Below are 26300 nucleotides of genomic sequence, written 5' to 3'. Positions count from 1 at the left end.
TAAGACGCGTCAGCGTCGCATCAGGCATTGTGTACAGAATGGCGGATGCGGCAAAAACGCCTTATCCGCCCGAATAAAAATTACTTCTGCGCTGCCAGCGCCTCATTTACCCAGCCATCGAACTGTTGCTGGTGGGCTTTGATCCAGCCATCAACGTGACCCTGAATATCGCCTTCTGAGGCTTTGCCGTCATGCATAATGGCGTTCTGGGCGTTAATGTCTGCCACCGGCAACTGCATAATGGCAAACAGTTTCGCTGCCGCCGGGTTTTTCTCAGCCCAGGCTTTGTTGGCAACGATATGCATGGTGCTGACCGGGAAGCCGTAATTTGCGCCATTCGGTAGTTTGGTATCGGCGTTTTTATCACCCGGCAGTGCGGAGAACGGCACCTGCAACCAGACGACATCTTTGCCCGGCTTCAGTTCGTTACTCACCCAGTACGGCGTCCAGGTGTAGTAAAACACCGGCTTGCCCTCTTTGTAACGACTGATGGTGTCAGCCATCATCGCCGCATAGTTACCCTGATTATGCGTCACGGTGTTGGTCAGTTCATACGCGGCAAGCTGGTGATTAATGGCACCTTCGCAGCCCCAGCCGGGGTTACAGCCGGTTAAATCCGCTTTGCCATCGCCGTTGGTATCAAATAGTTTGGCGATCTTCGGATCTTTCAATTGTGCGATGTTGGTGATTTTGTACTGGTCGGCGGTTTTTTTATCGATCAGGTAACCTTGCGCCGCGCCGTTAACAAATACCCCTTCACGATAAAATTTCTTATCGCCACCGGCTGCTTCGTACATGTTGTCATGCAGCGGCGTCCAGTTCACAGCGGTGAAGGTTGCATCGCCAGAAGCAAGCGAGGTGTAGCCAACGTTGTAATCCACTTCGCTGGGTTTATTGACGGTATAACCTAATTTCTCTAATGCACGACTGACCAGCAGCGTCTGGAAGGTTTCTTCAGTGATGGTGCTCTGAACTGGATTAACAGTAATGCCTTTGCCCGGCAGATCGGCAGCAAAAGTTTGTGTAGAGATAAGCGTGGCAAACGCTGTCGCAAAAAGTACGCTATGTCGCATTGTTATTCCTTTTTTTGGCAGGGTGGTAATGCCCGGTGTCACCGGGCAAGTGCAGAGTTATTTAATGAATGGGCGGGTCAGCAGACCGACAGGGCCAGTGGTGTACCAGCGTCGGTTGCCGCGACTGCGTGAGTCGCGCCCAACGGCCTGGGTCAGGCGATCGAGGATAATGGCGAGGATCACAATCCCGACGCCGCCAACGGTGGCAAGCCCCATATCCAGACGACCGATACCGCGCAGAACCATCTGACCAAGCCCGCCAACAGCAATCATCGAGGCGATGACCACCATTGAAAGAGCCAGCATCAGCGTCTGGTTAACGCCCGCCATAATGGTCGGCATCGCCAGCGGTAACTGAACTTTGAACAGCATCTGGCGCGGGCTGGCACCGAATGAGCGCGAGGCTTCAATCAGATCCGCCGGAACCTGGTTAATCCCCAGAATGGTCAGACGGATAATCGGCGGCAGAGCAAAGATGATAGTCACCACCACGCCCGGCACGTTACCGATACCAAACAGCATGACGATTGGCACCAGATAAACAAACGCTGGCGTGGTCTGCATGGCATCAAGCAGTGGACGAATAATTTTCGCCGCTCGCGGACTTCTCGCCAGCCAGATCCCCAACGGCAAACCGATGACGATACAGAACAGCAGGGCGGTTAATACCAGCGCCAGGGTGACCATTGCTTGCGACCATGCGCCAATCGCGCCGATAGCAATCAGTGAAACCAATGTCGCAACGCCCATACCGACGCCGGAAATCTGCCAGGCGATGAGAGCGAAAACGATAATCGCCACAGGTGCAGGCATACCCAGCAGCAATTGCTGGAAACCGTTGAGAATATAATCCACCGGAACGCGCACACCCTGAAAGACGGGACGGAAATGGGTAACGACCCAGTCGATCCCTTCAGTTACCCAACTGTCGAGTGGGATCAGCGTCTTGTGGAATGGATCGAGAATATTAAAATGCTCGACGTTTGGCGCAGGCGTACTGGACAGCCAGTCAGCGCCACCGCCGTCAGTCGGTGCAGCAGCCGGTGTACCCCAGGCGTCTGCGGATTGTGCGGCGCTGTCTGCCGCTGGTGTGGTATCCCACGGATTATTTTGATCAGCCATTGTTTACCCCCTCACGATCTAAAGCGCGCAGCAGCATTCCTTTCGAAATGATGCCGACATACTGTTGGTCCTCGTCGACCACGGGCACCGCACACGGCGCCTGTCCGACATGAGAGAGCAACTCGCTAAGAGGCGTCTGAGCATCGACCGCTAACGGCGCATCAATCAGCGCCGCATCAAGACCTTGCTGCTGCGTTAATGCTGCTTTTAACGAATCGATAGACACTGCGCCGACAAATTTATTACCGCGTTCGATGACGTAACCATATTCGCGGTCTTCATCCTGCAATAATTTCAGCGCCGAACGCGGGCCGAAGCCGGGTGTTTTACGAATTAAGCCATTAGGGCTGCGGCGGGCAATATCTTTTGCGCTGAACACCTGGCTAATATCGACGCCACGGAAGAAGGTACGGACATAATCATTCGCCGGATTATTAAGAATTTCATCCGGTGTACCAACCTGTACCACTTCACCATTTTGCATAATGGCAATTCGGTCGCCAATACGCATAGCTTCATCGAGATCGTGGGAAATAAATACAATGGTGCGCTGATGTTTCGCCTGTAATTTTACCAGCTCATCCTGCATCTCGGTGCGAATTAGTGGGTCGAGCGCCGAGAAGGCTTCATCCATTAATAAAATATCCGGATTGATGGCTAATGCGCGAGCCAATCCGACACGTTGGCACATCCCGCCAGAAAGTTCGTCCGGGTAACTGTGGGCATAATTTTCCAGCCCGACCTGACGCAGTGCATCAATAGCTTTTTCCCGGCGTTCTTCGGCGTTAATTCCAGCTAATTCCATGCCGAAGGCAGTATTGTCCAGCACGGTCATATGTGGCATTAAGGCAAAGGACTGGAAGACCATCGCAATCTTTTTTCTGCGCACCTCACGGAGTTCGGCATCGGATATTTTGGCAATATCCACACCGTCAATCAGTACTTGTCCACGGGTGGGTTCAATCAGGCGATTGAGAAGGCGTACCATTGTGGATTTACCCGAACCGGATAATCCCATGATGACAAATATCTCGCCTTCTTCAATGGCCAGACTGGCGTCTTTTACGCCAAGCGATAGACCTGTTTTTTCCAGAATTTGTTCTTTTGAAAGTCCTTTTTCGATATATTTGAAAGCCCGTTGTGGATGCTCGCCAAATATTTTATAGAGATTTTTAATTTCTAATTTAATTGCCATGCAATAGAAAGATTCCTGTTATTTGTTTATGTCGATATATTACCCGATGGAAATAGTCACTTTTTTCTACCCTAACATACTGAGAATCTGAGGCAACCCCTGATGGCAAATGTGGCATGAATATTGATGTGAGCAAATTGCCGGAATTTCCCGTGATATAAGGGCTGAGAGCAAATCGAGAAAAGTTGATATTTTTTGTTATAGATAGCGGAAAAACGCCTGAATATTGTAGTTTCAGGCGAATAATGCAACAGAGTATCAGTGTAGATCACCACAAAATATCTGTGTGATAAAAAGCCATTTAATGAAAATTATTTCCCTGCTGCGGTTGGTGATATTTTTTAAATAACGGTGTCAGAAATTCCAGTCTTCGTCTTCTGTTTCGACCGCTTTTCCCATCACATAAGAGGAGCCAGAACCGGAAAAGAAATCGTGATTTTCATCGGCATTCGGCGAAAGCGCGGCGAGGATTGCCGGATTCACTTCCGCCATTTCTGCCGGGAAAAGCGGTTCGTACCCCAGATTCATCAACGCTTTATTGGCGTTGTAACAGAGAAACGCTTTCACATCGTCAGCCCACGGGGTTTCGGCGTACAGCTCATCGGTGTATTGCAACTCGTTGTCGTAGAGTTCCAGCAACAAATCGAAGGCGAAACTCTTCAACTCTTCACGTTGTCCCAGAGATATCTTTTCCATGTTTTTCTGATATTTATAGCCGATGTAGTAACCGTGGACTGCTTCATCGCGAATAATCAGACGGATCAGGTCTGCGGTATTGGTCAGCTTTCCGCGGCTGGAAAAATACATCGGCAGCCAGAAACCGGAATAGAACAAAAAAGATTCAAGAAACACACTGGCGATTTTCTTTTTCAGCGGATTATCGCCGCGATAATGTTGCTGAATAATCTGTGCTTTTCGCTGCAACGGCGCGTTTTCTTCACTCCAGGCGTAGGCGGCATCGACATCTTTTGTCTGGCACAGCGTCGAGAAAATCGAACTGTAAGAGCGGGCATGAACCGCTTCCATAAAGCTGATATTTGATAATACCGCCTCTTCATGGGGCGTGATCGCATCGGGCATCAGCGAAGGTGCGCCGATAACATTTTGCAGCGTGTCGAGTAGCGTCAGGCCAGTAAAAACACGCATCGTCAGTTGTTGCTCTACGGCGCTTAATGTCTGCCAGGCGGGGATATCGTTCGACAGTGGCACTTTTTCCGGTAGCCAGAAATTACTGGTCAGGCGATTCCACACCTCCAGATCTTTATCGTCAGTAATCTTGTTCCAGTTGATGGCGCTGATACGTGAGAGTTTCATAGATATTCCTTAAAGTGCGCAGGAGACGCAGCCTTCAATTTCAGTACCTTCCAGCGCCATCTGACGCAGGCGAATGTAATAGAGCGTTTTGATACCCTTGCGCCAGGCGTAAATCTGCGCTTTGTTGATATCGCGAGTGGTGGCGGTATCGGGGAAAAACAGCGTCAGCGACAAACCCTGATCGACATGGCGAGTCGCTTCCGCGTAGGTGTCGATAATCTTTTCCGCGCCAATTTCGTAAGCGTCCTGATACAGCGCCAGATTCTCATTAGTCATAAACGGGGCAGGGTAGTAAACGCGCCCGGTTTTGCCCTCTTTGCGGATCTCTACTTTCGCCACAATCGGATGAATACTCGACGTGGCATGGTTGATATAAGAGATGGAACCGGTTGGTGGCACCGCCTGGAGATTCTGGTTGTAGATGCCATAGCGCATCACGTCGTCGCGCAGTCGCGCCCACATCTCACGGGTAGGTAGCGTAATACCGCTACGGGCAAACAGTTCGCCAACTTTCGCCGTTTTCGGCTGCCAGTTACCTTGCAGATATTGGCTAAAATATTCACCGCTGGCATAGCGTGACTGTTTGAACCCGGCGAAGGTTTCACCGCGTTCGCGCGCCAGCAACATCGAGGTGCGCAGCGCGTGCCAGGTGATGGTATAGAAATAGAGATTGGTGAAATCCAGAGCCTCCGGCGAACCATAGGCGATGCCTTCCCGCGCCAGATAACCGTGTAAATTCATCTGCCCCAGCCCGATGGCGTGCGAGGCGGTATTTCCGGTCTCGATGGAGGGCACGCTGCGGATATGACTCATATCCGACACCGCCGTCAGACCGCGCACGGCTGTTTCTACCGTGCGGGCAAAGTCGGGGGAATCCATGGTGTGGGCAATATTCAACGAACCTAAATTGCAGGAAATATCATGGCCTGTGCGAGCATAGTTGAGATTCTCGTCATACTCTGAGGCGCTGTTTACCTGCAAAATCTCTGAGCAAAGATTGCTCATATTTATGCGCCCGGCGATAGGGTTAGCACGGTTTACCGTGTCTTCATACATGATGTAGGGATAGCCGGACTCAAACTGGATCTCCGCCAGCCGCTGGAAGAAATCACGCGCGTTGATGTATTTTTTGCGGATGCGTTTATCGGCAACCAGTTCGTCATAGTGTTCGCTGATGGCGATATCGGCAAACGGCTTGCCGTAAACCCGCTCAACGTCATAGGGCGAAAACAGTGCCATCTGCGCATTCTTTTTCGCCAGATGGAAGGTGATATCCGGGATCACCACGCCCAGCGACAGCGTTTTAATGCGGATTTTCTCGTCGGCATTTTCCCGCTTTGTGTCGAGAAAACGCAGAATATCGGGATGATGGGCATGTAAATAGACTGCACCCGCCCCCTGACGAGCGCCGAGCTGATTGGCATAGGAAAATGCGTCTTCCAGCATTTTCATCACCGGAATTACGCCAGAAGATTGATTTTCAATACGTTTAATTGGCGCGCCCGCTTCCCGCAGATTCGACAGCAAAAATGCCACGCCGCCGCCGCGTTTCGACAGTTGCAGTGCGGAATTTACCGCCCGGCCAATCGACTCCATATTGTCTTCAATACGCAGCAGAAAACAGGAAACCAGTTCGCCGCGCTGCTGTTTGCCACAGTTGAGGAATGTTGGCGTGGCAGGCTGAAAGCGTCCTGACAGCATTTCATCGGTCAGTTGCAACGCCAGCGTTTCATCGCCTTGTGCCAGCGTCAGCGCCACCATAGTGACTCGATCGGCAAAATCCTCCAGATAACGCTTACCGTCGAATGTTTTCAACGTATAGCTGGTGTAAAACTTCCATGCACCGAGGAACGTCTGGAAACGAAAACCGCTGGCGTGCGCGCGGGCAAATAGCGTAATGACAAAGTCGCGAGAGTAGCGATTGAGGACATTTTCATCATAGTAACCTTCGTTGACCAACCAGTTCAGGCGCTGCTGCTGGCTACTGAAGGTCACACTGTTCGGGCGTACATGCGTCGCCATAAAGGCGTCTACGGCCTGGCTGTCTTTATCGAACTGAATGCGACCTGCGCTATCGTAAAGGTTAAGCATCGCATTCAGGGCGTGGTAATCCATTGTTTCCTGCGTCAGGCGTTCTGCGGTTGTCGTTGCCAAAATTCGGTTACTCCTTTACGAACATTTTCGATATCGCTTTGCGTACCCATGAGTTCAAAGCGGTACAGCCACGGCACGCCGCATTTCCGGGCAATCACATCTCCGGCGCGACCATACGCCTCACCAAAGTTGCGATTACCCGAAGCAATAACGCCGCGAAGCAACGCCCGGTTATGTTCGTCGTTTAAAAAGCGAATCACCTGTCGTGGCACAGCGCCAGCCGTACCGCCACCGCCGTAAGAGGGCACGATCAGGATGTAAGGCTCGTCTACCTGAATCCGTTCCCGCTCATTGAGTGGAATGCGCACGGCGGGCAGCCCTAAACGTTCGATAAAACGCTGCGTATTTTCGGAGCTGCTGGAGAAGTAGACGAGCTGGCTCATGCACTGGCCGCGTGTGGCGCTGGATGCAGACGGTTGATCATGTCCGGACGAAAACCAGACCAGCTAAGATCGCCTGCAATCACTACCGGCAACTGACGAAAGCCCTGAGCACGCAACGCTTCCGCCGCTTCAGGAACGCGATCGACATTAATCATTTCAAAATCAAAGCCCCGGTTTTCCATCGCCCGTTTGGTGGCGTGGCACTGAACGCAATCGTTACGAGTGTAAATAATAATGCGCATGATTCGTATTTCCGTTTAAAATGAAGATACGGCGCGATGATACGCGTCGGGTTGTCTCTCTGTTGATACAGGGATACTAGATGTAGTTGAAAAAAGATTCAACCATACAAGATATGGGAAATTTCGATAAATCTCACCGCCGTTGAGTGGCTCAGCGGGGTAGGGGGTTTTGTGTTCTATAGCCGGGTGATTACCCGGCATCAGGAAATTACATCCGCATGGAAACGGCCAGGCGGTTAAAGCAATTCATCAGTCCGATGGCAAAAGTCAGGTCGCTGATCTCTGCTGCGCTGAAATATTCAAGCAAAGGTTGATAAACGTCGTCTTCTGCATGGCTTCGGGCAATATCGGTCACCGATTCCGCCCAAGCCAGCGCCGCCCGCTCGCGATCATCAAAATGATGGCTCACCCGCCAGCCTGCCAGAGCGTCCAGCTTGTGCTGCGGCACACCGGATTTGCGTAATGCTTTACTGTGCATCTCCAGACAAAATGCGCAGCCGTTTATTTGCGAGACGCACAAATAAACTAACTCCATCAGTGTGGTATCCAGCGCACTATTTTCCAGCGCCGTTTTGGCCTGCACCAGCGCGTTATACACTGCCGGGCTAAGTTCGTAGTAAGGCTGACGTAATGTAGTCATACAGTTTCTCCTCTTATTAACGCCCGCAATGTAGCACTATAATGGACTGCTAAAGAGAGCCATAAATTACCTAAAAAAGCAGACCATATGCCGCGCTATCAGGATATCGCCCGTCAGTTAAAAACGGCTATTGAGCAAGGGGAACTAAAACCCGGCGCAAGGCTACCTTCCAGTCGTACCTGGTCGCAGGAGCTGGGCGTGTCTCGATCCACCGTCGAAAATGCTTATGCTGAGCTGGTGGCACAAGGATGGCTGGTACGGCGGGGGCAGGCGGGCACCTTTGTCAGCGAGCAAATACATCCCCAACAATCCGCTGTGGATGTGCTTGCCTTTGCCGGTGAAAGCCAGCAACCGCTACCATTCCAGATGGGATTACCCGCACTCGATCTCTTTCCGCGAGAGCTGTGGGCGCGGGTGATGGGGCGCCGTCTGCGTACCCAGACGCGCTTTGATTTGGCGTTAGGCGATGTCTGTGGTGAGGTGGCGTTGCGTGAGGCAATTGTTGATTATTTACGCGTCTCACGCGGGATTGAATGCCAGCCAGAACAGGTCTTTATCACTCACGGTTATGCAGCCTCAATGGCTTTAATTCTGCACGCGCTGGCGAAACCGGGAGACGGGATGTGGATGGAAGATCCTGGTTTTCCGCTGATTCGCCCGATTGTTACTCGCCACGGTGTGGAAATTTTACCTGTGCCTGTTGATGACAACGGACTGGATGTCGCAAGCGGAATGCAAAATTATCCTGATGCACGTTTTGCTCTGATAACTCCTGCGCACCAAAGCCCGCTCGGTGTTGCACTCTCTCTGGCGCGCAGGCATCAGGTGCTGGCGTGGGCAGAGCGTGCGCAGGCGTGGATTATTGAAGACGATTACGACAGTGAATTCCGTTATCACGGTAAGCCATTACCGGCGCTGAAAAGCCTCGACGCGCCACAGCGGGTGATTTATGCCGGAACATTCAGCAAATCGCTATTTCCTGCATTGCGCTGTGCGTGGCTGGTGGTGCCGGTGGAGCAGATTACGCAATTCCGCCAACAGGCGTCACTGAAGCCATGTGCAGTGCCAGTTCTATGGCAGAACACACTGGCTGACTTTCTTCGCGAGGGGCATTTCTGGCGGCATCTGAAGAAAATGCGTCAGCACTATGCGCAGCGTAGGCAGTGGATTGAACAGGCGCTTACGCAACAGGGATTCCTGGTTATGCCACAAAAAGGTGGCATCCAGATGGTTATCAGCATGGTGGGCGATGATATTTTCCACGCTCGTAAAGCCAATACTGCTGGCCTTGCGGTGCAGGCACTTAGCGACTGGCGTATCCGATCAAGTGGGAAAGGAGGATTGCTTCTCTCGTTTACCAATATTATCAGTGAGAGTATGGCGCAGCAGGTGGCACAACAATTACGCAAAGCCTTAAGTTAAAAACCCCGAAGTCAGGCTTCGGGGTCAAAGACGCGTATTTATTATCATTGTTGCATTACGATTTGCGTATGCTTAACAGCGCGCCGATAAAAATACCTACCGCAGCTGCTGTACCCACGCTACACCAGGGTCTTTCACGAACAAAAGAATCTGCGCAGCCAACTGCATCGCGCGCGGCTTGCTGGACGCGAGTACGACCATGCATCCGCGCTCTGGTTTCTTTCAGTAGAGCCTGAGCTTTACTGCGTGCGGCTTCGGCTTCACCTTTGGCGTCGCTGCCCCAGGACTTCAATACAGATTCGAGACTGTCGGCTAATTGATTGACATCATTCTGAATATCCTGCACGCCATCATCGACGTCGTTGCGGTTCGGTCTGTTAAACATATGATCCCCCATTAGAATTCGATGTAATTTTCAGTGTAGACCATAATTTTCTTAACAGAGATTCATCGCGGCTTTATGGACTTTTCTGAAAGCGTTGTGAATGCGCAATCAGGTAAGGTAGGCGCGCAGTAGATATTAACGAGGATAAAATATGTATTTACGACCAGACGAGGTGGCGCGCGTACTTGAGAAAGTCGGTTTTACTGTCGATGTAGTAACCCAGAAAGCATACGGTTACCGTCGTGGGGAACATTATGTCTATGTTAACCGCGAAGCGAGAATGGGACGTACCGCACTGATAATTCATCCAACATTAAAAGAACGTAGTTCCACACTGGCTGAACCTGCTTCCGATATTAAAACTTGCGATCATTACCAGCAATTTCCGCTCTATTTAGCGGGTGAACGTCATGAGCATTACGGTATCCCGCATGGCTTTAGTTCGCGTGTTGCGCTTGAACGTTATTTGCATGGCTTATTTGGCGAAGCCAGTTAAAGACGCGACTGGCGATGCCAGTCGCGAAAAGAAGGGTCAGGCTTTTACCTGCTGGTAGCTGCTCACTTTGAACAAGCGGCGACAGTAATCAAGGAAGTAGCCATAGACCGCCCCCATCAGCATCGAAACAACGATGTTTGAACTGACCGCTGCCATAATCTGGTGCCAGTCTGCGCCTACCACTAATAAGATCGCCATATACACTGGTGACTGGAACGTCACATAAGCCAAAATATCAGCCAGATTTTTTGTCCAACCAGAGTGGCTAACTTTGCGTGCCGCGCGCATAAACAGATCGCGGTACATGCCATATGGCCATGCAATTAAGATATTCACCGGAACGGCCACCAGCCTGGAATAAAAAGATTGTTCGAAGCTCATCCCGGAGAGGAAAACTTCAATACACATGTTCACGACAGTACAGTAAACAACCATCGCGAACGTGTCTGCAACTGCATGACGCAAGCGTGACTGCGGTGAGAACATGCTAATGCTCCTTAATAAAAGCGAAATCGGGTATGAATGGAAATGGAAGCAGTGCTTTAGACTGCCTGTTTCATTTTTGCATAGCGTATATTGCTGGTTGTTAGTAATCAATTAGTGAAAAATTTTTATTTATTTTGTTTTTGTAGATAAAATGTTCCGCAATGGCGTATTTTTTATACATTATGGATTTTTAAATGCCTTTATGAATAATTTTATTTAAAATCATATTATTACGTTGTCATTGTGAACTGTGCTGGTGGGGCGGTTAAGGGCTGTTAACGCCGTAAAGCGTAGACAATCCGGCTTAAGTAGCGGGTTGAGCTCATTTAGCATTTTTAATGACCTGAAGCCACTAATGCCAGCATAAAACTTCAGTTACTGAAACTTTGTTTTTATTCTTTATGTATGCATTTTTATTCAATTTTCTTTAATCTACCTTCGGTGATGATGGCACAGAGGGCATCCGATTATTCGCAAATGTCTGCAATGATAAGTCAAATGGCTAATATATAAACCGAAAATAATTATTAATCTGCCTGGAAATAACGGTTGAAATAATATCGCGCGCGACTGTAAATAGATTAAATTTTGTGGAAATATAATAAGTGATCGCTTACACTACGCGACGAAATACTTTTTTTTGTTTTGGCGTTAAAAGGTTTTCTTTATTATGTCCGTAATGTTACAAAGTTTAAATAACATTCGCACCCTCCGTGCGATGGCTCGCGAATTCTCCATTGACGTTCTTGAAGAAATGCTCGAAAAATTCAGGGTTGTCACTAAAGAAAGACGTGAAGAAGAAGAACAGCAGCAGCGTGAACTGGCAGAGCGCCAGGAGAAAATTAGCACCTGGCTGGAGCTGATGAAGGCTGACGGAATTAACCCGGAAGAGTTATTCGGTAATAATTCTGCTGCACCGCGTGCAGGTAAAAAACGCCAGCCGCGTCCGGCAAAATATCAATTCACCGATTTTAATGGTGAAGTCAAAACCTGGACCGGCCAGGGTCGTACACCGAAACCGATCGCTCAGGCACTGGCTGAAGGTAAATCTCTCGACGATTTCCTGATCTAATGACTGCTGCCGGATGCTGCCACTATGGCGCGTCCGGCGTCGCTTCTTACGCTCGCTGATTCCACGGCATCTTATCTAACAACCTTGCCATCCCGCAAAAACCGCTGATGCCCGCAAACATTAATCCCGCACCGACAAAGCCGCTTAATAAGAAGAACGCGCTATTCACGGCATAACCCAATACGACGCCGATTAATATTAAGCCACCTGCTGTGATCTGTACCTGACGCATTAATGGTAAAGGCTGCGATTTATTTTCAGCTACCGGCAATCCCGCTTTTTTCCAGCCATCAATACCGCCCTCCAGTAAAAAGATATCTGCGGGAGCGGCAATCGCTGCTAATTTTTGTGCATTATTACTGGTGCGTTTTCCTGCCTGACAGTGGAATATAATTTGTTCGCTACGTAATTTTGCCGGAAGACCAGACTGTTCCAGTACGGATAATGGCGCCAGATCCGCTTCAGGAATATGTTCACGAAGATATTCATCGGCATCGCGAATATCGATTAACTTTGCACCGCGTGAGATTAATTCTTGTGCATCAAGCGGTGGAATTGTTGTTAAAGCCATTGCTACTCCTTACGGACAATAGACGTTTTTCAGGGTGGCGATAATGGCATTTACCGCCTCATTTTTAATGAAATAAAGAATGCGTTGGGCATCCCGTTGGCTGTCGATAAGCCCTTCGTCACGCATCCGTGCCAGATGCTGTGACGTTGCAGAGGCACTCAGTCCGGTAATGCGCGCCAGTTCACCGGCGCTGGTGCCGGGGGAACCGCAAATCATGCACAGAATCAGCAACCGTTTGGGGTGACTCATTGCTTTCAGTAAGGCCGCAGCCTGTTCGGCGCTGGCCTGTAGTTGGGCTAGTTCAGTCATATTTATTTAAGTGTTTTCTAAATTAAGTAAACTCTAAACTAAAAATGCAACGTATACCAGCGTCAGCAGCGTAAATGAGGGTAAAAGCAAAGGCTGAAACAGGCAGACTCCGCTAAAATTACTATGCTTAAGAGATAAAATTTCTTTTTAAACAATGAGTAATTTTCTTATAGGGAGGACATATGGGGTTCTGGAGAATCGTCATCACCATCATTTTGCCACCACTCGGCGTGCTGCTGGGGAAAGGATTTGGTTGGGCATTCATTATTAATATTTTGCTGACACTTCTTGGCTATATCCCTGGTTTAATTCACGCTTTCTGGGTGCAAACCCGCGATTGATCCTGTGCTCATCCTGCGGCGTTAACGCGCCGCGTTCCTCTGCTACACTTTCTGAGTGTTTCCATTAACGAATGAGGTAGTTATGGGTCTGTTCAATTTTGTGAAAGATGCCGGAGAAAAGCTCTGGGACGCGGTCACTGGTCAGCATGATAAAGACGATCAGGCGAAGAAGGTGCAGGAACATCTGAACAAAACCGGTATACCTGATGCCGATAAAGTGAATATTCAGATTGTCGATGGTAAAGCGACGGTTACAGGTGACGGCTTAAGTCAGGAAGCGAAGGAAAAAATCCTTGTTGCAGTGGGGAATATTTCCGGTATTGCCAGCGTGGACGATCAGGTAAAAACGGCGACGCCAGGCACTGCCAGCCAGTTTTATACCGTTAAGTCTGGTGACACTCTGAGTGCTATTTCCAAACAGGTTTACGGTAACGCCAATCTCTACAATAAAATCTTCGAAGCGAATAAACCGATGCTAAAAAGCCCGGATAAAATTTACCCGGGGCAGGTGTTGCGTATTCCTGAAGAGTAGTTAATTGCCAGCCATCGCCTGCTGGATAATCGGAATTGGCGTCAGTAAATGCTGGCGCATTAACTCACTGGCGCGCGCCGTATCTCGCGCCAGTACCGCCTTAGTCAGGGTCTGGTGCTGTTCATGTTTATCTTCCAGCATTTCTATAGAAAGCACCGTTTGCCGCAGCCAGATGAACCGATAGCGCGCCGCCAGATCAAACAACCGTTCACGCATTTGCAGTAAATAGTGGGAGCCACAGCCCGCCACAATTGCAGTATGAAATGCCTGATGGCGCTGGTCCCATTCATCAAGCATTTTCTCGCTGGCGTCACAAGCCTCAAGCTTACTGAGCAAATGCGCTTTTGCGAGAACGTCAGCCTCCCACTCATCGCCGCCACGGGCAATTGCCAGACTCACCAGCATCGCTTCCATATTGGCGCGGGCGTCGAAAATATCGAGCAGTTCTTGCTCTGACATAGACGCCACCCGATACCCTTTTTGATTCACCACCGTGACCAGCCGTTCCGCCACCAGTTGCGAAAGGGCTTCCCGCAACGGCCCGACGCCGAGTGCATAACGCGACGTTAGCGAACTCATCCGTAATTTTTCATCTGGCTGAAAATTGCCGCGAATAATATCGTTTTTCAACCAGCGGTAGCCATCCAGAGACGTAATGGTCATGGTGTGACTCCTGAACATTATCAGCGCGTATTATGAACGGGTGTTTTTTGCCACAATATCAGCTTTTTCCAGCGTGCCATAATTGGCACGGTACAGATAATCCCTATCGCTAATAAGCCGGTGGAAATTACCTCCAGTTGCTGCGCCGGGCGGAATAACATCACCACCAGTACAAAGGTAATAAAGCCAATCACCAGCCAGGTGAGCCACGGATAAAGCCACATGCGCAGGCGAATTTCGCCGCCTTCCGCCAGCAGGATTTTACGCATCCGCAATTGCGAAACGGCGATGACTAAATAAACCAGCAGGGCAATAGCGCCGGAGCTGTCGATCAGGAATTTAAACACTTTCGCAGGCGCGTAATAGTTCACTACCACCGTTAAAAACGCCGCGCCGGTCGAGAGTAATACTGCCACATACGGGGTTTTGCTGCGGTTGATTTTACCCATTGCCGCTGGCGCATCCCCGCGACGGCTTAAGGAGTAGAGCATCCTTGAGGCGGTATACAGAGCCGAGTTCAGACAACTGGTCACCGACAGCAAAATAACGCAGTCCATAATGAATTTTGCATGTGGAATATTCAGCAGCTCCAGCACGGAACGGTAGGAACCCACGGTTTTCAGTCCTGGCATATTCCACGGAATGAGTGCCACGACGACAAAAATAGAACACAAATAGAAAATGGAGATACGCCAGATAACCGAGTTGGTGGCGCGGACAATATGTTTATCCGGCGTGTCGGATTCGGCTGCCGCAATGGTGACAATCTCTGCCCCCATAAAAGAAAACATGGTTATCAGCATCGCGCTTAATACCGCGCCAAAGCCGTTCGGCATAAAGCCGCCGCTATCCCACAATCTTGAAATACCGCTCACTTCGGCATAAGGGTAAAAACCGCTAATTGCTACAGCTCCAAGGAAAATAAACGCCAGAATGGCAATCACTTTGCATATCGCCAGCCAGAATTCAAATTCACCGTAGTTTTTAACGCTTAATAAATTACTGCCGGTTAAGGCGAGGGTAATGACCAGGGAAAATAACCAGATGGGAATACCTGGAACCCACGAATGCAGGATCATAGCGGCGATGTTGGCTTCCAGCGGGATAACCAGTACCCAAAACCACCAGTACAGCCAGCCGATGGTATAGCCCGCCCAGCGACCAATGGCTTTATCGGCGTAGGTGGAAAAGGAGCCGGTGTCGGGCGTGGCGACCGCCATTTCTGCCAGCATCCGCATAATCATAACCACCAGTAATCCGGCGAACAGATAAGCCAGTAATACCGCAGGTCCCGCTTCGGCGATGGCGACGCTCGAACCGACAAACAGACTTGCGCCGATAACACCGGCAATAGACAACATGGTGACGTGGCGTGATTTCAGCCCGCCGCCTAGCTCATGTGGTTGCGATGATTGCCCCATCCTGAATCCTCTCGAAAGTGTGTCACTTGGGAGAGCGCCCCGACATTTCCCGCGTCGGGTCACGCGTTTAATTGAGGCGGTCAACAAAATCTTAAAAGCGAAAGCGTGATGGTTTTCTCCCTCTCCCTCAGGGAGAGGGTCGGGGTGAGGGTTTAGCATCGTGTATACCCCTCACCCTAACCCTCTCCCCAGAGGGGCGAGGGGACAGTCCGCAGTCATTTTTAACTTTGTCGATCGCCTCATCGTTATTATTTTTTACTGTATCGTTATCATTCCCTTAGCAACGGTTAACTCTTACAAACAGACATAGCTATTGTTTCGCCTCATCAAAACACTGAGCGATGATCTCCAGCCCCTGACGGATCTGAGCATCTTCAATAGTGAGCGGCACAAGGATGCGCAGCACGTTGTAGTACGGGCCGCAGGAAAGAAGAATCAGGCCTTTGTCGCGGGCGCGCGCCACGATCTCAGCGGTGAGTCTGGCGTTGGGTTTACTGTGATCGCCATCTTCAAACAGCTCGATGGCAATCATCGCCCCTAGCCCGCGAACGTCGCCGATCTCGGTGTGTTTTTCGGAGATCGCCAATAATCCGTCTTTTAGCTTCTGGCCCAGGTCGTTGGCTTTTTGCAGCAGATTTTCCTGCTCGAACACCTTCAACACTTCCAGCGCGGCTACGCAGGCAATCGGGTTACCGGCATAGGTGCCGCCCAGGCCGCCCGGTGCGACAGCATCCATCACTTCAGCGCGCCCGGTGACGCCCGCCAGCGGGAAGCCGCCCGCGATCGATTTCGCAAAGGTGGTGAGATCCGCCGCAACCCCCATCTGCTCCATCGCAAACAGCGTGCCGGTACGCCCCGTGCCGCTCTGCACTTCATCGGCAATCAGCATGATTCCGTGCTCGTCACACAGTGCGCGTAAACGCTGCATAAAGGCTGGCGTCGCGGCGTAGAAACCGCCTTCGCCCTGAACCGGCTCAATCACGATGGCAGCGATATCTTCCGGCGCAGCGTCATTTTTAAAAATTCGGTGGATACTGGCGATAGCGTCATCTTCACTGATGTTATGCAGCGGGCAAGGATAAAGCGCGCGATAAACATGCCCCGGCATCAGCCCCATGCCCGCAGAATACGGATTCACCTTGCCGGTCAGCGCCAGCGTGTAGTGCGTGCGCCCGTGGTAAGCGCCGCTAAAGGCGATGGTGCCGCTGCGTTTGGTGGCAGCGCGGGCGATTTTCACCGCGTTTTCCACCGCTTCGGAACCGGTCGTTACCAGCAGCGTTTTTTTGGCGAAATCGCCCGGCACCTTCTGATTCATTATTTCGCACAACTCCAGATACGGCTCGTAAGCCAGCACCTGGAAGCAGGTATGCGACAGTTTTTTCAGTTGCGCTTCTACCGCCGCCACCACTTTCGGATGCAGGTGCCCGGTGTTGAGCACCGCAATCCCGCCCGCGAAATCAAGATACTCACGGCCTTCAACGTCCCACACCCGGCAGTTTTCCGCACGATCAGCGAAAATCGGATGAATCTGCCCAACGCCACGAGGAACTGCCTGACTGCGGCGCTGCATTAACTCTTTATTGCTGCTCATTCGCGTTCTCCAGTTAAAGACCGATGCACATATATTTGATTTCTAAGTAATCTTCGATGCCATACTTCGAACCTTCACGACCCAGTCCCGAGGCTTTGATACCGCCGAACGGGGCGACTTCATTGGAAATAATGCCGGTATTGATGCCGACGATGCCGTACTCCAGCGCCTCGCCTACGCGGAAGACGCGGCTTAAATCACGGGCGTAGAAATAGGCGGCAAGACCAAACTCGGTGTCGTTGGCTTGCGCAATCACATCGGCTTCATCTTTAAAGCGGAACAGTGGGGCGAGGGGGCCAAACGTCTCTTCTTTCGACACTTTGGCGTTAGCCGGAACGTCCACCAGAATGGTCGGCTGGAAGAAGTTGCCGCCGCGTTCGTGCGCTTTACCGCCGCAAACCACGCGAGCGCCTTTCGCCAGCGCATCGGCAATATGCTCTTCCACTTTGGCTACCGCTTTTTCATCGATCAGCGGCCCGATGGTAACGCCTTTATCCAGCCCGTCGCCGATGTGCAGTTTGCTCACCGCCTGCTGCAATTTTTCGGCAAAGCGGTCATACACACCGTCCTGCACGTATAAACGGTTGGCGCAGACGCAGGTTTGCCCGGCGTTGCGGAATTTTGAGGCCAGCGCGCCTTCCACGGCTTTATCGAGATCGGCATCGTCAAAGACGATAAACGGTGCGTTGCCGCCCAGCTCCAGCGACACTTTTTTGATGTCTTTTGCGCACTGTTCCATTAATTGGCGGCCAATTTCGGTTGAGCCGGTAAACGACAGCTTGCGCACCAGCGGATTGCTGGTCAGTTCGTTACCGACAGCCCCCGCCGAGCCAGTGACGACGTTAAATACGCCAGCCGGAACGCCCGCGCGGATCGCCAGCTCCGCCAGCGCCAGCGCAGAGAACGGTGTTTGACTCGCAGGTTTCAGCACCATGGTGCAGCCTGCCGCCAGCGCCGGGCCGGCTTTACGGGTAATCATCGCCGCCGGGAAGTTCCACGGCGTGATAGCGGCGGTAACGCCAATCGGCTGCTTGATAACAATCAGGCGTTTATCGGCCTGATGACCGGGAATGGTGTCGCCATAAATACGTTTGCCTTCTTCGGCAAACCACTCAATAAAGGAGGCGGCGTAGCTGATTTCGCCTTTCGCTTCAGCCAGCGGTTTACCCTGTTCGAGGGTCATCAGGCGCGCTAAATCGTCCTGGTGCTCCATCATCAAATTGAACCAGTTACGCAGAATGGTGGCGCGTTCTTTGGCGGTAAGCGCACGCCAGGCGGGCAGGGCGCGATTGGCGGCGTCGATAGCGGCGCGGGTTTCATCAGCGTCCATTTTCGGCACGCTACCCAGCTTGTCGCCGTTCGCCGGATTGGTGACGTCGATGACTTCACCATTGTTGGCGTCCAGCCATTCCCCGTTAATCAACGCCTGCTGGCGGAATAAGTTACTGTCGTTAAGTTTCATTGTTACGTCCTGTTTTCAAAGGTTATTGATTAAATGCGGCGTGTAAGGCATCCACACTACGTGCCGCTCGCAGCGTGCGTCCGGGGTTACTCTGGCTTGCCAACAGCGTTTGTACCTTGCTGACAATATGCGCACCAATAGGAATTGCTGATGTCGCTGCCGGGGAGGGCGCATTGCAGGTGTGGATCGTGCGCGGGGTGGTGACAAACAGAAAATCGTCAATCAGCTTACCGTCCGGCGATACCGCCTGCGCCCGCACACCGGCAGGCCAGGGCTGGAGATCGCTTAACGAAAGCGTGGGACAATACTTTTGCACCAGCCGCAGATAGCCGCTTTTGCACAGCGAGTTTTTCATCTCGCCCAGTCCTGAGCGTAGATGGTTTTGCAGCACCCGGCGAATCCCCGACGAGCCCAAAATCTCCAGCGTGTCGCTAAATGAGAAGTCGCGCTTGCGATAGCCTTCGCGTTTGAAAGCCAGCACCGCGTTTGGCCCGACGGTGACGCTGCCGTCGATCATGCGGGTGAGATGAACGCCCAAAAATGGCATTGCCGGATCGGGAATGGGGTAAATCAGGTGGTTAACAATCTGGTTATGCTCCGGCGCAAGGCGGAAATACTCGCCACGGAACGGGCAGATGATAAAGCCCGGTTCGAGGCCGAGCATTTTCACCAGCCGGTCAGCCATCAGCCCGGAACAGCTAATCAGCGTCGACGCTTCATATTCGCCGCCCTGACGGGTACGTATCACCACGCCATTCTTATGCTCATTAAGGCCGCTGACTTCGGCGTTATAGATAATCTCACCGCCTCTGGCCTGGAAGATTTTTGCCATCGCCGCTGTCACTTCGCAGTAGCTGACAATGCCGCTGGACGGCACAAAAATACCGCCAAGACCGGTGATATTCGGTTCGCGCTCGCGCAGCTCGTCGGCGTTTAACCACTCGCGCTCGATACCGTTTGCCGCCGTGCGTTCCCATAACGCGCGCATCCGATCCATTTCGAGTGCGGATGTGGCGACCAGCATCTTGCCGCAGTTGTCGTAGCGGATGCCGTTTTGATCGCAAAAGGCTTTGGTGGCGCGGTTCCCCGCCAGGCAAAACTGCGCTTTCAGGCTGCCGGGTGTGTAATAGACCCCGGCATGGATCACGCCGCTGTTGTGACCCGTCTGATGGCAGGCCGGGCCGGACTCTTTTTCCAGTAGCGCAATTCGGGCATCCGGATAGACGTCAATCAGTTGCATGGCGGTCGACATGCCGATGATGCCGCCGCCAATAATCACAAAATCATACATCCGCTCAATTCCTTTGCGCTTACTGATGCGTCTGGTAGTGGTTAGTGGCGTATGCGAAATAGCCGCGCTGGCGCATTAGTTCACGACGCAGATCCGGATGCGCGGTAAAGCGGTCGCGACCGTGCAGCCAGAACAGATTGTTAATCAACAGGAATTTGCCAACGGGAACCGGCACAGACAGAATGCCTTTGCTGGTTTCAATGGCATCGGAAAGCTCGCTCAGCCACACGCCTTCTTCGAAATCTTTTGGCTGGACGAACTGGTCGATATAGCGCATCACCGGGCGACCCTGCTGATCGACGTCGAACACCGGATGGAAGACATCTTTACTGACGTTTTTACTTGGCGGCGCGGCAAAGCGCATCGGACGGCGCGCCAGCGGATGGCTGAAAAAGTGGTCCAGATGTTCCCAGTCATCGAGATGCAGCAGCAGCGAGTTTCCGCCCTGCATGTTCTGTTCGTCGATTTTCATCATCAGCACGTAATCAGTGATTTCTTCAACGTAGGTGCCGTCGTTATGCAGTTCCATTACGCGGTGCGGCTGACGCAGATAGCTGTCTGAGTTATCGACATTTTTCACTACAAAACGCGCGTAATACTGACCGCTCATGGCATCGAAATTGGAACGACCAATCAGATGCGCCACCGCCGTTGCCAGCTTCACCATCTCATCCGCTTGCTTCACATCATCGACACCCACCGCATTGATCAAAAACGCACCTTCAGCGCGGTTTAGCAACGTCTTCAACAGCAGTGGTTGCAGCTGATTTGCACACAAGTCGTCAAGAATTTTGCCTACCCGAAAACGCAGAAACGATTTGTACTCCAGTGCCTGCACGGGCCACTCGGCGACCTGTTCAAGGAACTGTTTGGTCGTCTGTTCAGAGAAGGTAAGTTCCAGCAGGCGAGGGGATTGCGCCGACGGGGTGAGGGTGAATCCGCTATAGTCCTGGCCTGAATCGACAGCGTTAGTGTGTACGGCGGTCAGTGCATTCATCAGAAGCGATCCTCTTATGAGATGTAGGGTGACATGGCGATGCTCATTTCGTAGCCATAATCTAAAAATATCTACATTTCTGAAAAATGCGCACAAAAGTGACATATTGTTTTCTTATTGTGATCGAAAACAACAAATGGTTAACATTTGATTTGGTGAGTGCCAGATGCTTTTTTAGGGGAATAACGAGTTAAAACAATGCACTATTGTGGATTGTAAGGGCGTGTATAAGCATGATTTCAAACTTTAAAATAAACTTACCCTGCGATTTAATACAAGGTGAGTCAATTTGAGATAACTCATTGTAAGCAGGGTATTTTTAGTTGTTATCCCTAAACCGCCTCCTGGGGGGATTGAGCCCGTAAGGCTATAGCCTGAAGAATGCTCATGAAGCCCTCGCGGTCTCGGTGTGTGACGAAGCACTGTTGGCCAACTGTGAACCAGAAGGCTTAGGGCGAGGGTACCTGATGAAACTTTATTTGCTATATTTTTATCGATAATTAATATTTTTAGTATTGAACCAGAGTGGGGCAAATGGAAATATAAACTCGTTGTAAAATTTAGTTAAAAAAATAAAAATACTTACTACTAAGTTCGAAATTTAAAAAACGTTAAAAGAATCACATTTCATTATTTTGGGTATTGGCTTCCCTATCTTTTTTGTTAAAAATAATTGCGCATGGTGAATCCCCCTGTGCGGAGGGGCATAAATGACTGTGAAGTAGTCTGCCGTGTTCGTTGGTATTGCGGATTCTGTCTGGTCATTGCAGAGTTCACCGGGAGGCACCCGGCGCCATGTAAGATAAGAATGTGCATATAATTCAAATCCCCTCTCCGGAGGGGTTTTTTTATCCAGTACACTATATAACTATGCCCTTCTGAACTGAGGAATAGTGAATTCAGCCCGCTATTGAAGCAGGAATACACCGAAATGATTCTGGTGATAGCCTGAATGTTGCAGGAATCCTCGTCTTTCAGAGCATGATGCAAATGTCTATCGTTGATACTCCCAAAAAGACCCACAAGGGAGTGTATTCTGAATGAGTATCTGGGGCATATATCTTAGGTAATGGTTACAGATGTATCTGGCAGACATATTACTGGGAAATATATGTTGATTGTATTTAACCAGAAGTGGAGATTGAAAATATTGTCAGAGCAGGTTGTGAAGAAAGTAGACTGATATGGCTGCAAAAGAAACAGACAATAAAAAAATAGCTTTTTCCCATGTGTTCATAATCATTGTCTCTTAAAGCGCCCGCTGAAATCAGCGGGCAATACATACTGGCATTAATGTTAAGTTTAAGGGTTTAATTCATCGTATCGTGTGATACGATGCATGTTATATTAATTAGTGGTGTTTTTTGTGTAAAATATTTGTTGTTTATTTTTGATCTAATTCTCATTTTTATGCGCATTTTTATGTGTGTGCATGAATTGTTAAATTGATCATAGTTTTGTTGTTTTGTTGTTTTATTGTTTTATTGTTTTATTGTTGTATTGTTGGTGAGTTTGTTAAAGGTGCGCGTGGTGAATCCCTCCATTGCGGAGGGTATATCCGCAACCACTATCGTGTCGGGTGGGTAATATTGCGGGTTCGGGTGCTGATGCAGGTCTCATCGGGAGTAACCCAGCGCCATACAGATGATGGTGGCCCGTCCTGAATAGCGTTGACACGTTCCTGACTTAAATCCGGAGAACGTGATGATGACTAAGTTCAAACGCACCCAACGTGATTATCCTCTATCCTTTAAAATAGCTGTTGTTGAACAGGTCGAAAAAGGCGAGATGACCTATAAACAGCCCCAGCAGCGGTACGGCATTCAGGGGCGCTTCACTGTTCTTGTCTGGTTGTGTAAATATGGCCGGCTTGACTGGAGTCCCGGACTTCCTGATCTGGTGAAGAGGAAACAGCCTGTGACTCAGACAACTATCCCGCTCACACCCGAGCAAAGAATCAGGGAACTTGAAGCGCAGCTTGAACTGGCGAACCAGAAAGCTGATTTTTTGAGTCGGTTATCAATGTCCTGAAAAATGATTACGGGGTGAGTATCGTAAAAAAGCAGCCCGGCAAGTCCTCGCGCAAAGTTCGGCTCCAAAAATAACTGTTACACGTGCATGTCAGTTCCTGGGGCACAGCAGACAGGCATGGTATCAGGACAACGCAAGGTGCAGAAAACGGCAGCAACATCATGCTCAGGTTCTTGATTTGTAGTGGTCAAGTAATATTGGCCACGGTTTTACAGTAAAAATGGTATCTGTTCTCTGACTCTTCCGGCGTCTGCACAGCAAGAGCCAGCCTGGCAGTGGACGTGACGCTGACATGTTCGCCATCAACTGTTGCGGTGGACACGCTGATGCTGAGTGCCATCACCACCAACACAACCTGCAACATTGAGATGGAAAGTCTGAGTGTGGCGGTGAACGAAGCCGTGACGGGGTAATAAAAAAATGCCGCCAGACAAAAGCAGGCTCCGGCGGCTCGGTCATACGATGGATATCAACAATAAGGCAAAATATGCGGAACTATTTTTAACCAGCAGATATGTGTCGGGTCAATAAGTTGGTGGGATAATGATATTTTTACAGCTGATATTACTGTATTTCTTCACGGTGGTTTGCGTTATATCTGGTGAGCGGAGGATACAAAATTATACGCATACATTCCTAAAAAGATTGATGCCGTGGCGGCTGAAAAAATCAGCGCAGTCTAGACTGTCGTACCAAAGGATCAACCCATCCCGTAGTAATGTCTCTCCGTGAAAAAATTCCATGGCAGAAATAAATAAACTGGTCACTGTTGATGCAGTGAAAGCCGCGCTGCGCACTGAAGAGGTATGTGGCACCCTGAAAGAAACCATCCGTAAAACGTTTGAATCCCGGATTATGGGGATGTGGAAGCGATTCTGGATGAGACTCTCGGTTCTCCGGAAGTATAGCCCGGAGAGGAGGCGCAGGCGGATGATGCGTCAGCTGGTGATGCACAACCGGAGCCAGTGTCCGGGAATGAAGCACAAACAGGTGATATACTGCAGCCAGAACCTGCAACGATGCTGTGATACATCGCGATCAGGCCACCAGTATCAGCGGTGGGAACGAGATACTGATTCTTGCAGTTGCTGGACAAGGTCTCCCCGTCGCAGTAGGCGGCGATAGGTGTGCTGGAGAATTTTCTGACGTACCTGATGAATCTGTATTACAAAATTAAAGAGGATCGCTGTAAGGCGGCGGGGGGAGAGTAAATAATGAACTCTGAGAAAATAAATCAACGAATTAGCTGTCTGGAAAATGAAATTGCTGAGCTGAATAAAAAATAGCCTGTAGTGATACTTTCTATAGATGAAAAAACGCCGCGATAAGGAAGGGCAGATGCGGCGCTTTATGATTATTGCCTGAAATCCTCAATCAGTTCCTGGATGAAAAAGAAGGTAACCACACAACGGCATACTGTGACGGTGCTGAAGCAGCTGTAAGGGGCGCAGGAATATCTTCATACTCAATGTCTGAAATAAGTTTTCTCAATGCGCAGTATTGTCGCCGTATTCCCGTATTAACCATGACCGCAGCCCTGGCGGATACTCCTCTGCGCGAGTGTACGGGAATAATCAAAAATGATGCATACCAGGTTTTGCCGCGCGAACTGAATGGGGCGAGGATTGTACCCTAATAATCGCCAGTCCGGTGCAATAGTGGACGAAATCGGCTCACCCAGTACTCACTTGGAATAAAAAAATGCCGCAGGGTTAAGTGCGGCGACAAATGGCACGAATTGAAGAGTGATATATCTTAGTCGTCATATTTTTATCTTATTTTTATGTTGTATTTCAATTCGTAATTTATGTTGGTTGATTTTGACATTTAAATGCTATTTTCTCTATGTAATGTCCTTTGTTTTTATAATCTTGATTTGAATGATTATGATTATCCATTTGTCGGATATTACGTAATATTGAGGTGTTTAATTATATTTATGAGTATGTTTTCTGTGATTGATTTTATATTGTGGTGATGATTACATTGGTTATAATGCATTAGAGTGGTCGCAGATATTATCATACATAAAAGTGTTTCATACTGAATTTTTCACTGATTATTTTGTTATTACCAGAGAAATAATAAAGAATGATAAGGATGTTCTGGTGTTTTTTTTCATGAAGGGGAGGATATGCCAGGAACATCACTACTCAGTCATTTCAGCTGGTTCTTTCCAGCGATCCTGAGGTTACGGGGTGACGACCTCGCAGATTTTTGCTATTTAAGAAAATTTTCCGGAAAATCATTTCCGGTTTCTCTGTTAGTTAACCAATTGATTAAAAATAAATCTGCTATTGAAAAAATGGAAATACGACCAGTCTGGAGGATAAATGGTGACCTGAACCGGAAGTATGTAAAAAGTGTATGGTAACGTAGATGGAGGTAGCTAAGCATCTTGATTTGACTGAATGCTGTTTAAGAGATCTTCAGAAACTCCCTGGAGCACCGAAAACCCGGAGACGTGGCGAATACAATATTGATGATGGCGGTGACGATTATGAAGAAAAGCTGCTTATTGCCAGATGGTAATTGACTGCAGAACAGGCCGTTATACAACAGTTAAATAATCAGAAGTCTGAAGGAAAACTTATTGATGCCGGATTCTGTATTTTGCACTCAGTAAGCTGGCGATGGTGTTGTCCGGTACGTTTGATTCCATCCCTTTATCCATACAATGACAGTTTCCGGATTTAACGCCGCACTATCTTGATCATCTGAAACCCCTTATTGCTAAGGGAGAGAATCAGTGTGCGCGTACGGGGGATAAATTACCGGATTTACTCGATGAATATATCAGAGAAAGAAATGAATAATATAATGGCTGCCGTTTCAATTGCATTGCAGCCTCTGGTAAGGGGATTGCCGATGACGGCGAGATCGAACTGAACACGCCGCGTGACTGTGAAAACACCTTCGAACCGCAGTTGATTAAGAAGCATCAGACGCGTATCACCCAGATGGACAACCAGATTTTGTCCCTGTATGCCAAAGGCATGACTACGAGGGAAATCGTCTTGACCTTCAAAGAGATGTACGACGCTGACGTGTCGCCCACGCTGATATCTCAAGTCACCGATGCGGTCAAAGAGCAGGTTGCAGAATGG

25 protein-coding genes and 7 pseudogenes are annotated in these 26300 nt (G+C 49.8%); 14 read left to right on the top strand and 18 right to left on the bottom strand.

From position 1 onward, the window contains the following. Positions 1-80: 80 nt before the first annotated feature. The 8 genes from proX to EQY_RS0108415 all read right to left on the bottom strand — a co-directional run bounded on the left by proX (position 81) and on the right by EQY_RS0108415 (position 8123). Positions 81-1073, bottom strand: coding sequence for a glycine betaine/L-proline ABC transporter substrate-binding protein ProX (proX, locus tag EQY_RS0108450; protein WP_001216525.1), 993 nt, complete (start codon positions 1071-1073; stop codon positions 81-83). Between the two features lie 57 nt (positions 1074-1130). Continuing rightward, positions 1131-2195, bottom strand: coding sequence for a glycine betaine/L-proline ABC transporter permease ProW (proW, locus tag EQY_RS0108445; RefSeq protein WP_000774961.1), 1065 nt, complete (start codon positions 2193-2195; stop codon positions 1131-1133). Next, positions 2188-3390: a glycine betaine/L-proline ABC transporter ATP-binding protein ProV gene (proV, locus tag EQY_RS0108440; RefSeq protein WP_000985477.1), complete on the bottom strand. Its 1203-nt coding sequence runs from the start codon at positions 3388-3390 to the stop codon at positions 2188-2190. Before proV ends, proW begins: the two co-directional genes overlap by 8 nt. Before the next feature lie 354 nt (positions 3391-3744). Further along, complete coding sequence (gene nrdF, locus EQY_RS0108435) at positions 3745-4704, bottom strand: class 1b ribonucleoside-diphosphate reductase subunit beta (protein ID WP_000777984.1); 960 nt, start codon at positions 4702-4704, stop codon at positions 3745-3747. 9 nt (positions 4705-4713) lie between these two features. Then, entirely contained in the window at positions 4714-6858 is a 2145-nt protein-coding gene (gene nrdE, locus EQY_RS0108430; protein WP_000246585.1) for a class 1b ribonucleoside-diphosphate reductase subunit alpha, read from the bottom strand. Then, entirely contained in the window at positions 6831-7241 is a 411-nt protein-coding gene (gene nrdI / locus EQY_RS0108425; RefSeq protein WP_000080947.1) for a class Ib ribonucleoside-diphosphate reductase assembly flavoprotein NrdI, read from the bottom strand. The genes nrdE and nrdI overlap by 28 nt, the downstream gene beginning before the upstream one ends. Then, positions 7238-7483, bottom strand: coding sequence for a glutaredoxin-like protein NrdH (gene nrdH, locus EQY_RS0108420; protein ID WP_001220162.1), 246 nt, complete (start codon positions 7481-7483; stop codon positions 7238-7240). The genes nrdI and nrdH overlap by 4 nt, the downstream gene beginning before the upstream one ends. 208 nt (positions 7484-7691) lie before the next feature. Continuing rightward, complete coding sequence (locus tag EQY_RS0108415) at positions 7692-8123, bottom strand: carboxymuconolactone decarboxylase family protein (RefSeq protein ID WP_000209789.1); 432 nt, start codon at positions 8121-8123, stop codon at positions 7692-7694. Between the two features lie 87 nt (positions 8124-8210). Here EQY_RS0108415 and pdxR point away from each other — a divergent pair, with 87 nt between their 5' ends. Further along, positions 8211-9545, top strand: a complete 1335-nt coding sequence (pdxR, locus tag EQY_RS0108410) for a MocR-like pyridoxine biosynthesis transcription factor PdxR (RefSeq protein ID WP_001138440.1) — start codon at positions 8211-8213, stop codon at positions 9543-9545. Positions 9546-9600: 55 nt separating this feature from the next. Here the strand turns inward: pdxR and EQY_RS0108405 are convergent, their stop codons facing one another. Then, positions 9601-9930 (bottom strand): ElaB/YgaM/YqjD family protein, encoded by a 330-nt coding sequence (locus EQY_RS0108405; protein WP_010345700.1) that lies wholly within the window; start codon positions 9928-9930, stop codon positions 9601-9603. Positions 9931-10081: 151 nt separating this feature from the next. On the opposite strand from EQY_RS0108405, the gene EQY_RS0108400 reads away from it, so the two are divergent. After that, the gene (locus EQY_RS0108400) at positions 10082-10426 is read left to right on the top strand and encodes a DUF2002 family protein (protein WP_000281310.1); all 345 of its coding nucleotides are present in this window, start codon (positions 10082-10084) and stop codon (positions 10424-10426) included. A gap of 36 nt (positions 10427-10462) precedes the next feature. Here EQY_RS0108400 and alaE read toward each other — a convergent pair whose 3' ends face one another. Beyond that, the gene (alaE, locus tag EQY_RS0108395) at positions 10463-10912 is read right to left on the bottom strand and encodes an L-alanine exporter AlaE (protein ID WP_000492676.1); all 450 of its coding nucleotides are present in this window, start codon (positions 10910-10912) and stop codon (positions 10463-10465) included. Between the two features lie 670 nt (positions 10913-11582). Here alaE and stpA point away from each other — a divergent pair. After that, complete coding sequence (gene stpA, locus EQY_RS0108390) at positions 11583-11984, top strand: DNA-binding protein StpA (RefSeq protein WP_000115375.1); 402 nt, start codon at positions 11583-11585, stop codon at positions 11982-11984. Positions 11985-12030: 46 nt separating this feature from the next. Here stpA and EQY_RS0108385 read toward each other — a convergent pair whose 3' ends face one another. Further along, positions 12031-12555 (bottom strand): rhodanese family protein, encoded by a 525-nt coding sequence (locus EQY_RS0108385; RefSeq protein ID WP_001229432.1) that lies wholly within the window; start codon positions 12553-12555, stop codon positions 12031-12033. Between the two features lie 9 nt (positions 12556-12564). Then, complete coding sequence (locus tag EQY_RS0108380; protein ID WP_000137274.1) at positions 12565-12864, bottom strand: ArsR/SmtB family transcription factor; 300 nt, start codon at positions 12862-12864, stop codon at positions 12565-12567. Positions 12865-13046: 182 nt separating this feature from the next. On the opposite strand from EQY_RS0108380, the gene EQY_RS0108375 reads away from it, so the two are divergent. Both EQY_RS0108375 and kbp read left to right on the top strand, forming a co-directional pair. After that, complete coding sequence (locus tag EQY_RS0108375; protein ID WP_000508177.1) at positions 13047-13205, top strand: YqaE/Pmp3 family membrane protein; 159 nt, start codon at positions 13047-13049, stop codon at positions 13203-13205. An 82-nt stretch (positions 13206-13287) separates the two neighbouring features. After that, positions 13288-13737, top strand: coding sequence for a potassium binding protein Kbp (kbp, locus tag EQY_RS0108370; protein WP_000522419.1), 450 nt, complete (start codon positions 13288-13290; stop codon positions 13735-13737). On the opposite strand, the gene csiR is transcribed toward kbp, so the two are convergent. From csiR to glaH, 6 genes are all read right to left on the bottom strand, one after another. Next, positions 13738-14400: a DNA-binding transcriptional regulator CsiR gene (csiR, locus tag EQY_RS0108365; RefSeq protein ID WP_000156828.1), complete on the bottom strand. Its 663-nt coding sequence runs from the start codon at positions 14398-14400 to the stop codon at positions 13738-13740. It abuts the gene before it with no gap. Between the two features lie 20 nt (positions 14401-14420). Continuing rightward, positions 14421-15821: a GABA permease gene (gene gabP / locus EQY_RS0108360; RefSeq protein WP_010345708.1), complete on the bottom strand. Its 1401-nt coding sequence runs from the start codon at positions 15819-15821 to the stop codon at positions 14421-14423. Between the two features lie 310 nt (positions 15822-16131). Beyond that, positions 16132-17412, bottom strand: coding sequence for a 4-aminobutyrate--2-oxoglutarate transaminase (gene gabT / locus EQY_RS0108355; RefSeq protein WP_000097684.1), 1281 nt, complete (start codon positions 17410-17412; stop codon positions 16132-16134). Positions 17413-17425: 13 nt separating this feature from the next. Next, the gene (gene gabD, locus EQY_RS0108350; protein WP_000772834.1) at positions 17426-18874 is read right to left on the bottom strand and encodes an NADP-dependent succinate-semialdehyde dehydrogenase; all 1449 of its coding nucleotides are present in this window, start codon (positions 18872-18874) and stop codon (positions 17426-17428) included. A gap of 22 nt (positions 18875-18896) precedes the next feature. Beyond that, positions 18897-20165, bottom strand: a complete 1269-nt coding sequence (lhgD, locus tag EQY_RS0108345) for an L-2-hydroxyglutarate dehydrogenase (RefSeq protein ID WP_000271949.1) — start codon at positions 20163-20165, stop codon at positions 18897-18899. Between the two features lie 19 nt (positions 20166-20184). Continuing rightward, positions 20185-21162 (bottom strand): glutarate dioxygenase GlaH, encoded by a 978-nt coding sequence (gene glaH / locus EQY_RS0108340; RefSeq protein ID WP_024212465.1) that lies wholly within the window; start codon positions 21160-21162, stop codon positions 20185-20187. A 1704-nt stretch (positions 21163-22866) separates the two neighbouring features. Between glaH and EQY_RS0108330 the strand changes: the two are divergent. The 9 genes and pseudogenes from EQY_RS0108330 to EQY_RS24410 form a co-directional block, all read left to right on the top strand. Continuing rightward, positions 22867-23371, top strand: a pseudogene (locus tag EQY_RS0108330) (transposase family protein); the annotation flags it as partial. A 103-nt stretch (positions 23372-23474) separates the two neighbouring features. After that, positions 23475-23606, top strand: coding sequence for a hypothetical protein (locus EQY_RS27210; protein ID WP_274541216.1), 132 nt, complete (start codon positions 23475-23477; stop codon positions 23604-23606). Between the two features lie 130 nt (positions 23607-23736). After that, positions 23737-23876: pseudogene (locus tag EQY_RS23920) on the top strand (DUF1378 family protein). A gap of 58 nt (positions 23877-23934) precedes the next feature. After that, a pseudogene (locus EQY_RS27290) lies at positions 23935-24036 on the top strand (DUF826 domain-containing protein); the annotation flags it as partial. A gap of 188 nt (positions 24037-24224) precedes the next feature. Then, positions 24225-24404 (top strand): annotated as a pseudogene (locus EQY_RS24420) (phage holin). 149 nt (positions 24405-24553) lie between these two features. Then, a pseudogene (locus EQY_RS26110) lies at positions 24554-24622 on the top strand (lysozyme); the annotation flags it as partial. Positions 24623-24661: 39 nt separating this feature from the next. Beyond that, entirely contained in the window at positions 24662-24829 is a 168-nt protein-coding gene (locus EQY_RS26585; RefSeq protein ID WP_162536053.1) for a hypothetical protein, read from the top strand. A 743-nt stretch (positions 24830-25572) separates the two neighbouring features. Continuing rightward, a pseudogene (locus tag EQY_RS27285) lies at positions 25573-26009 on the top strand (terminase small subunit). Positions 26010-26054: 45 nt separating this feature from the next. Next, a pseudogene (locus EQY_RS24410) lies at positions 26055-26300 on the top strand (transposase); the annotation flags it as partial.

The organism is Escherichia sp. TW14182 (genome assembly GCF_000208525.1).
GTDB lineage: Bacteria > Pseudomonadota > Gammaproteobacteria > Enterobacterales > Enterobacteriaceae > Escherichia > Escherichia ruysiae.
The sequence above is the reverse complement of the archived record's forward strand: the minus strand, read 5'-3'. Positions and strand labels throughout refer to the sequence as shown.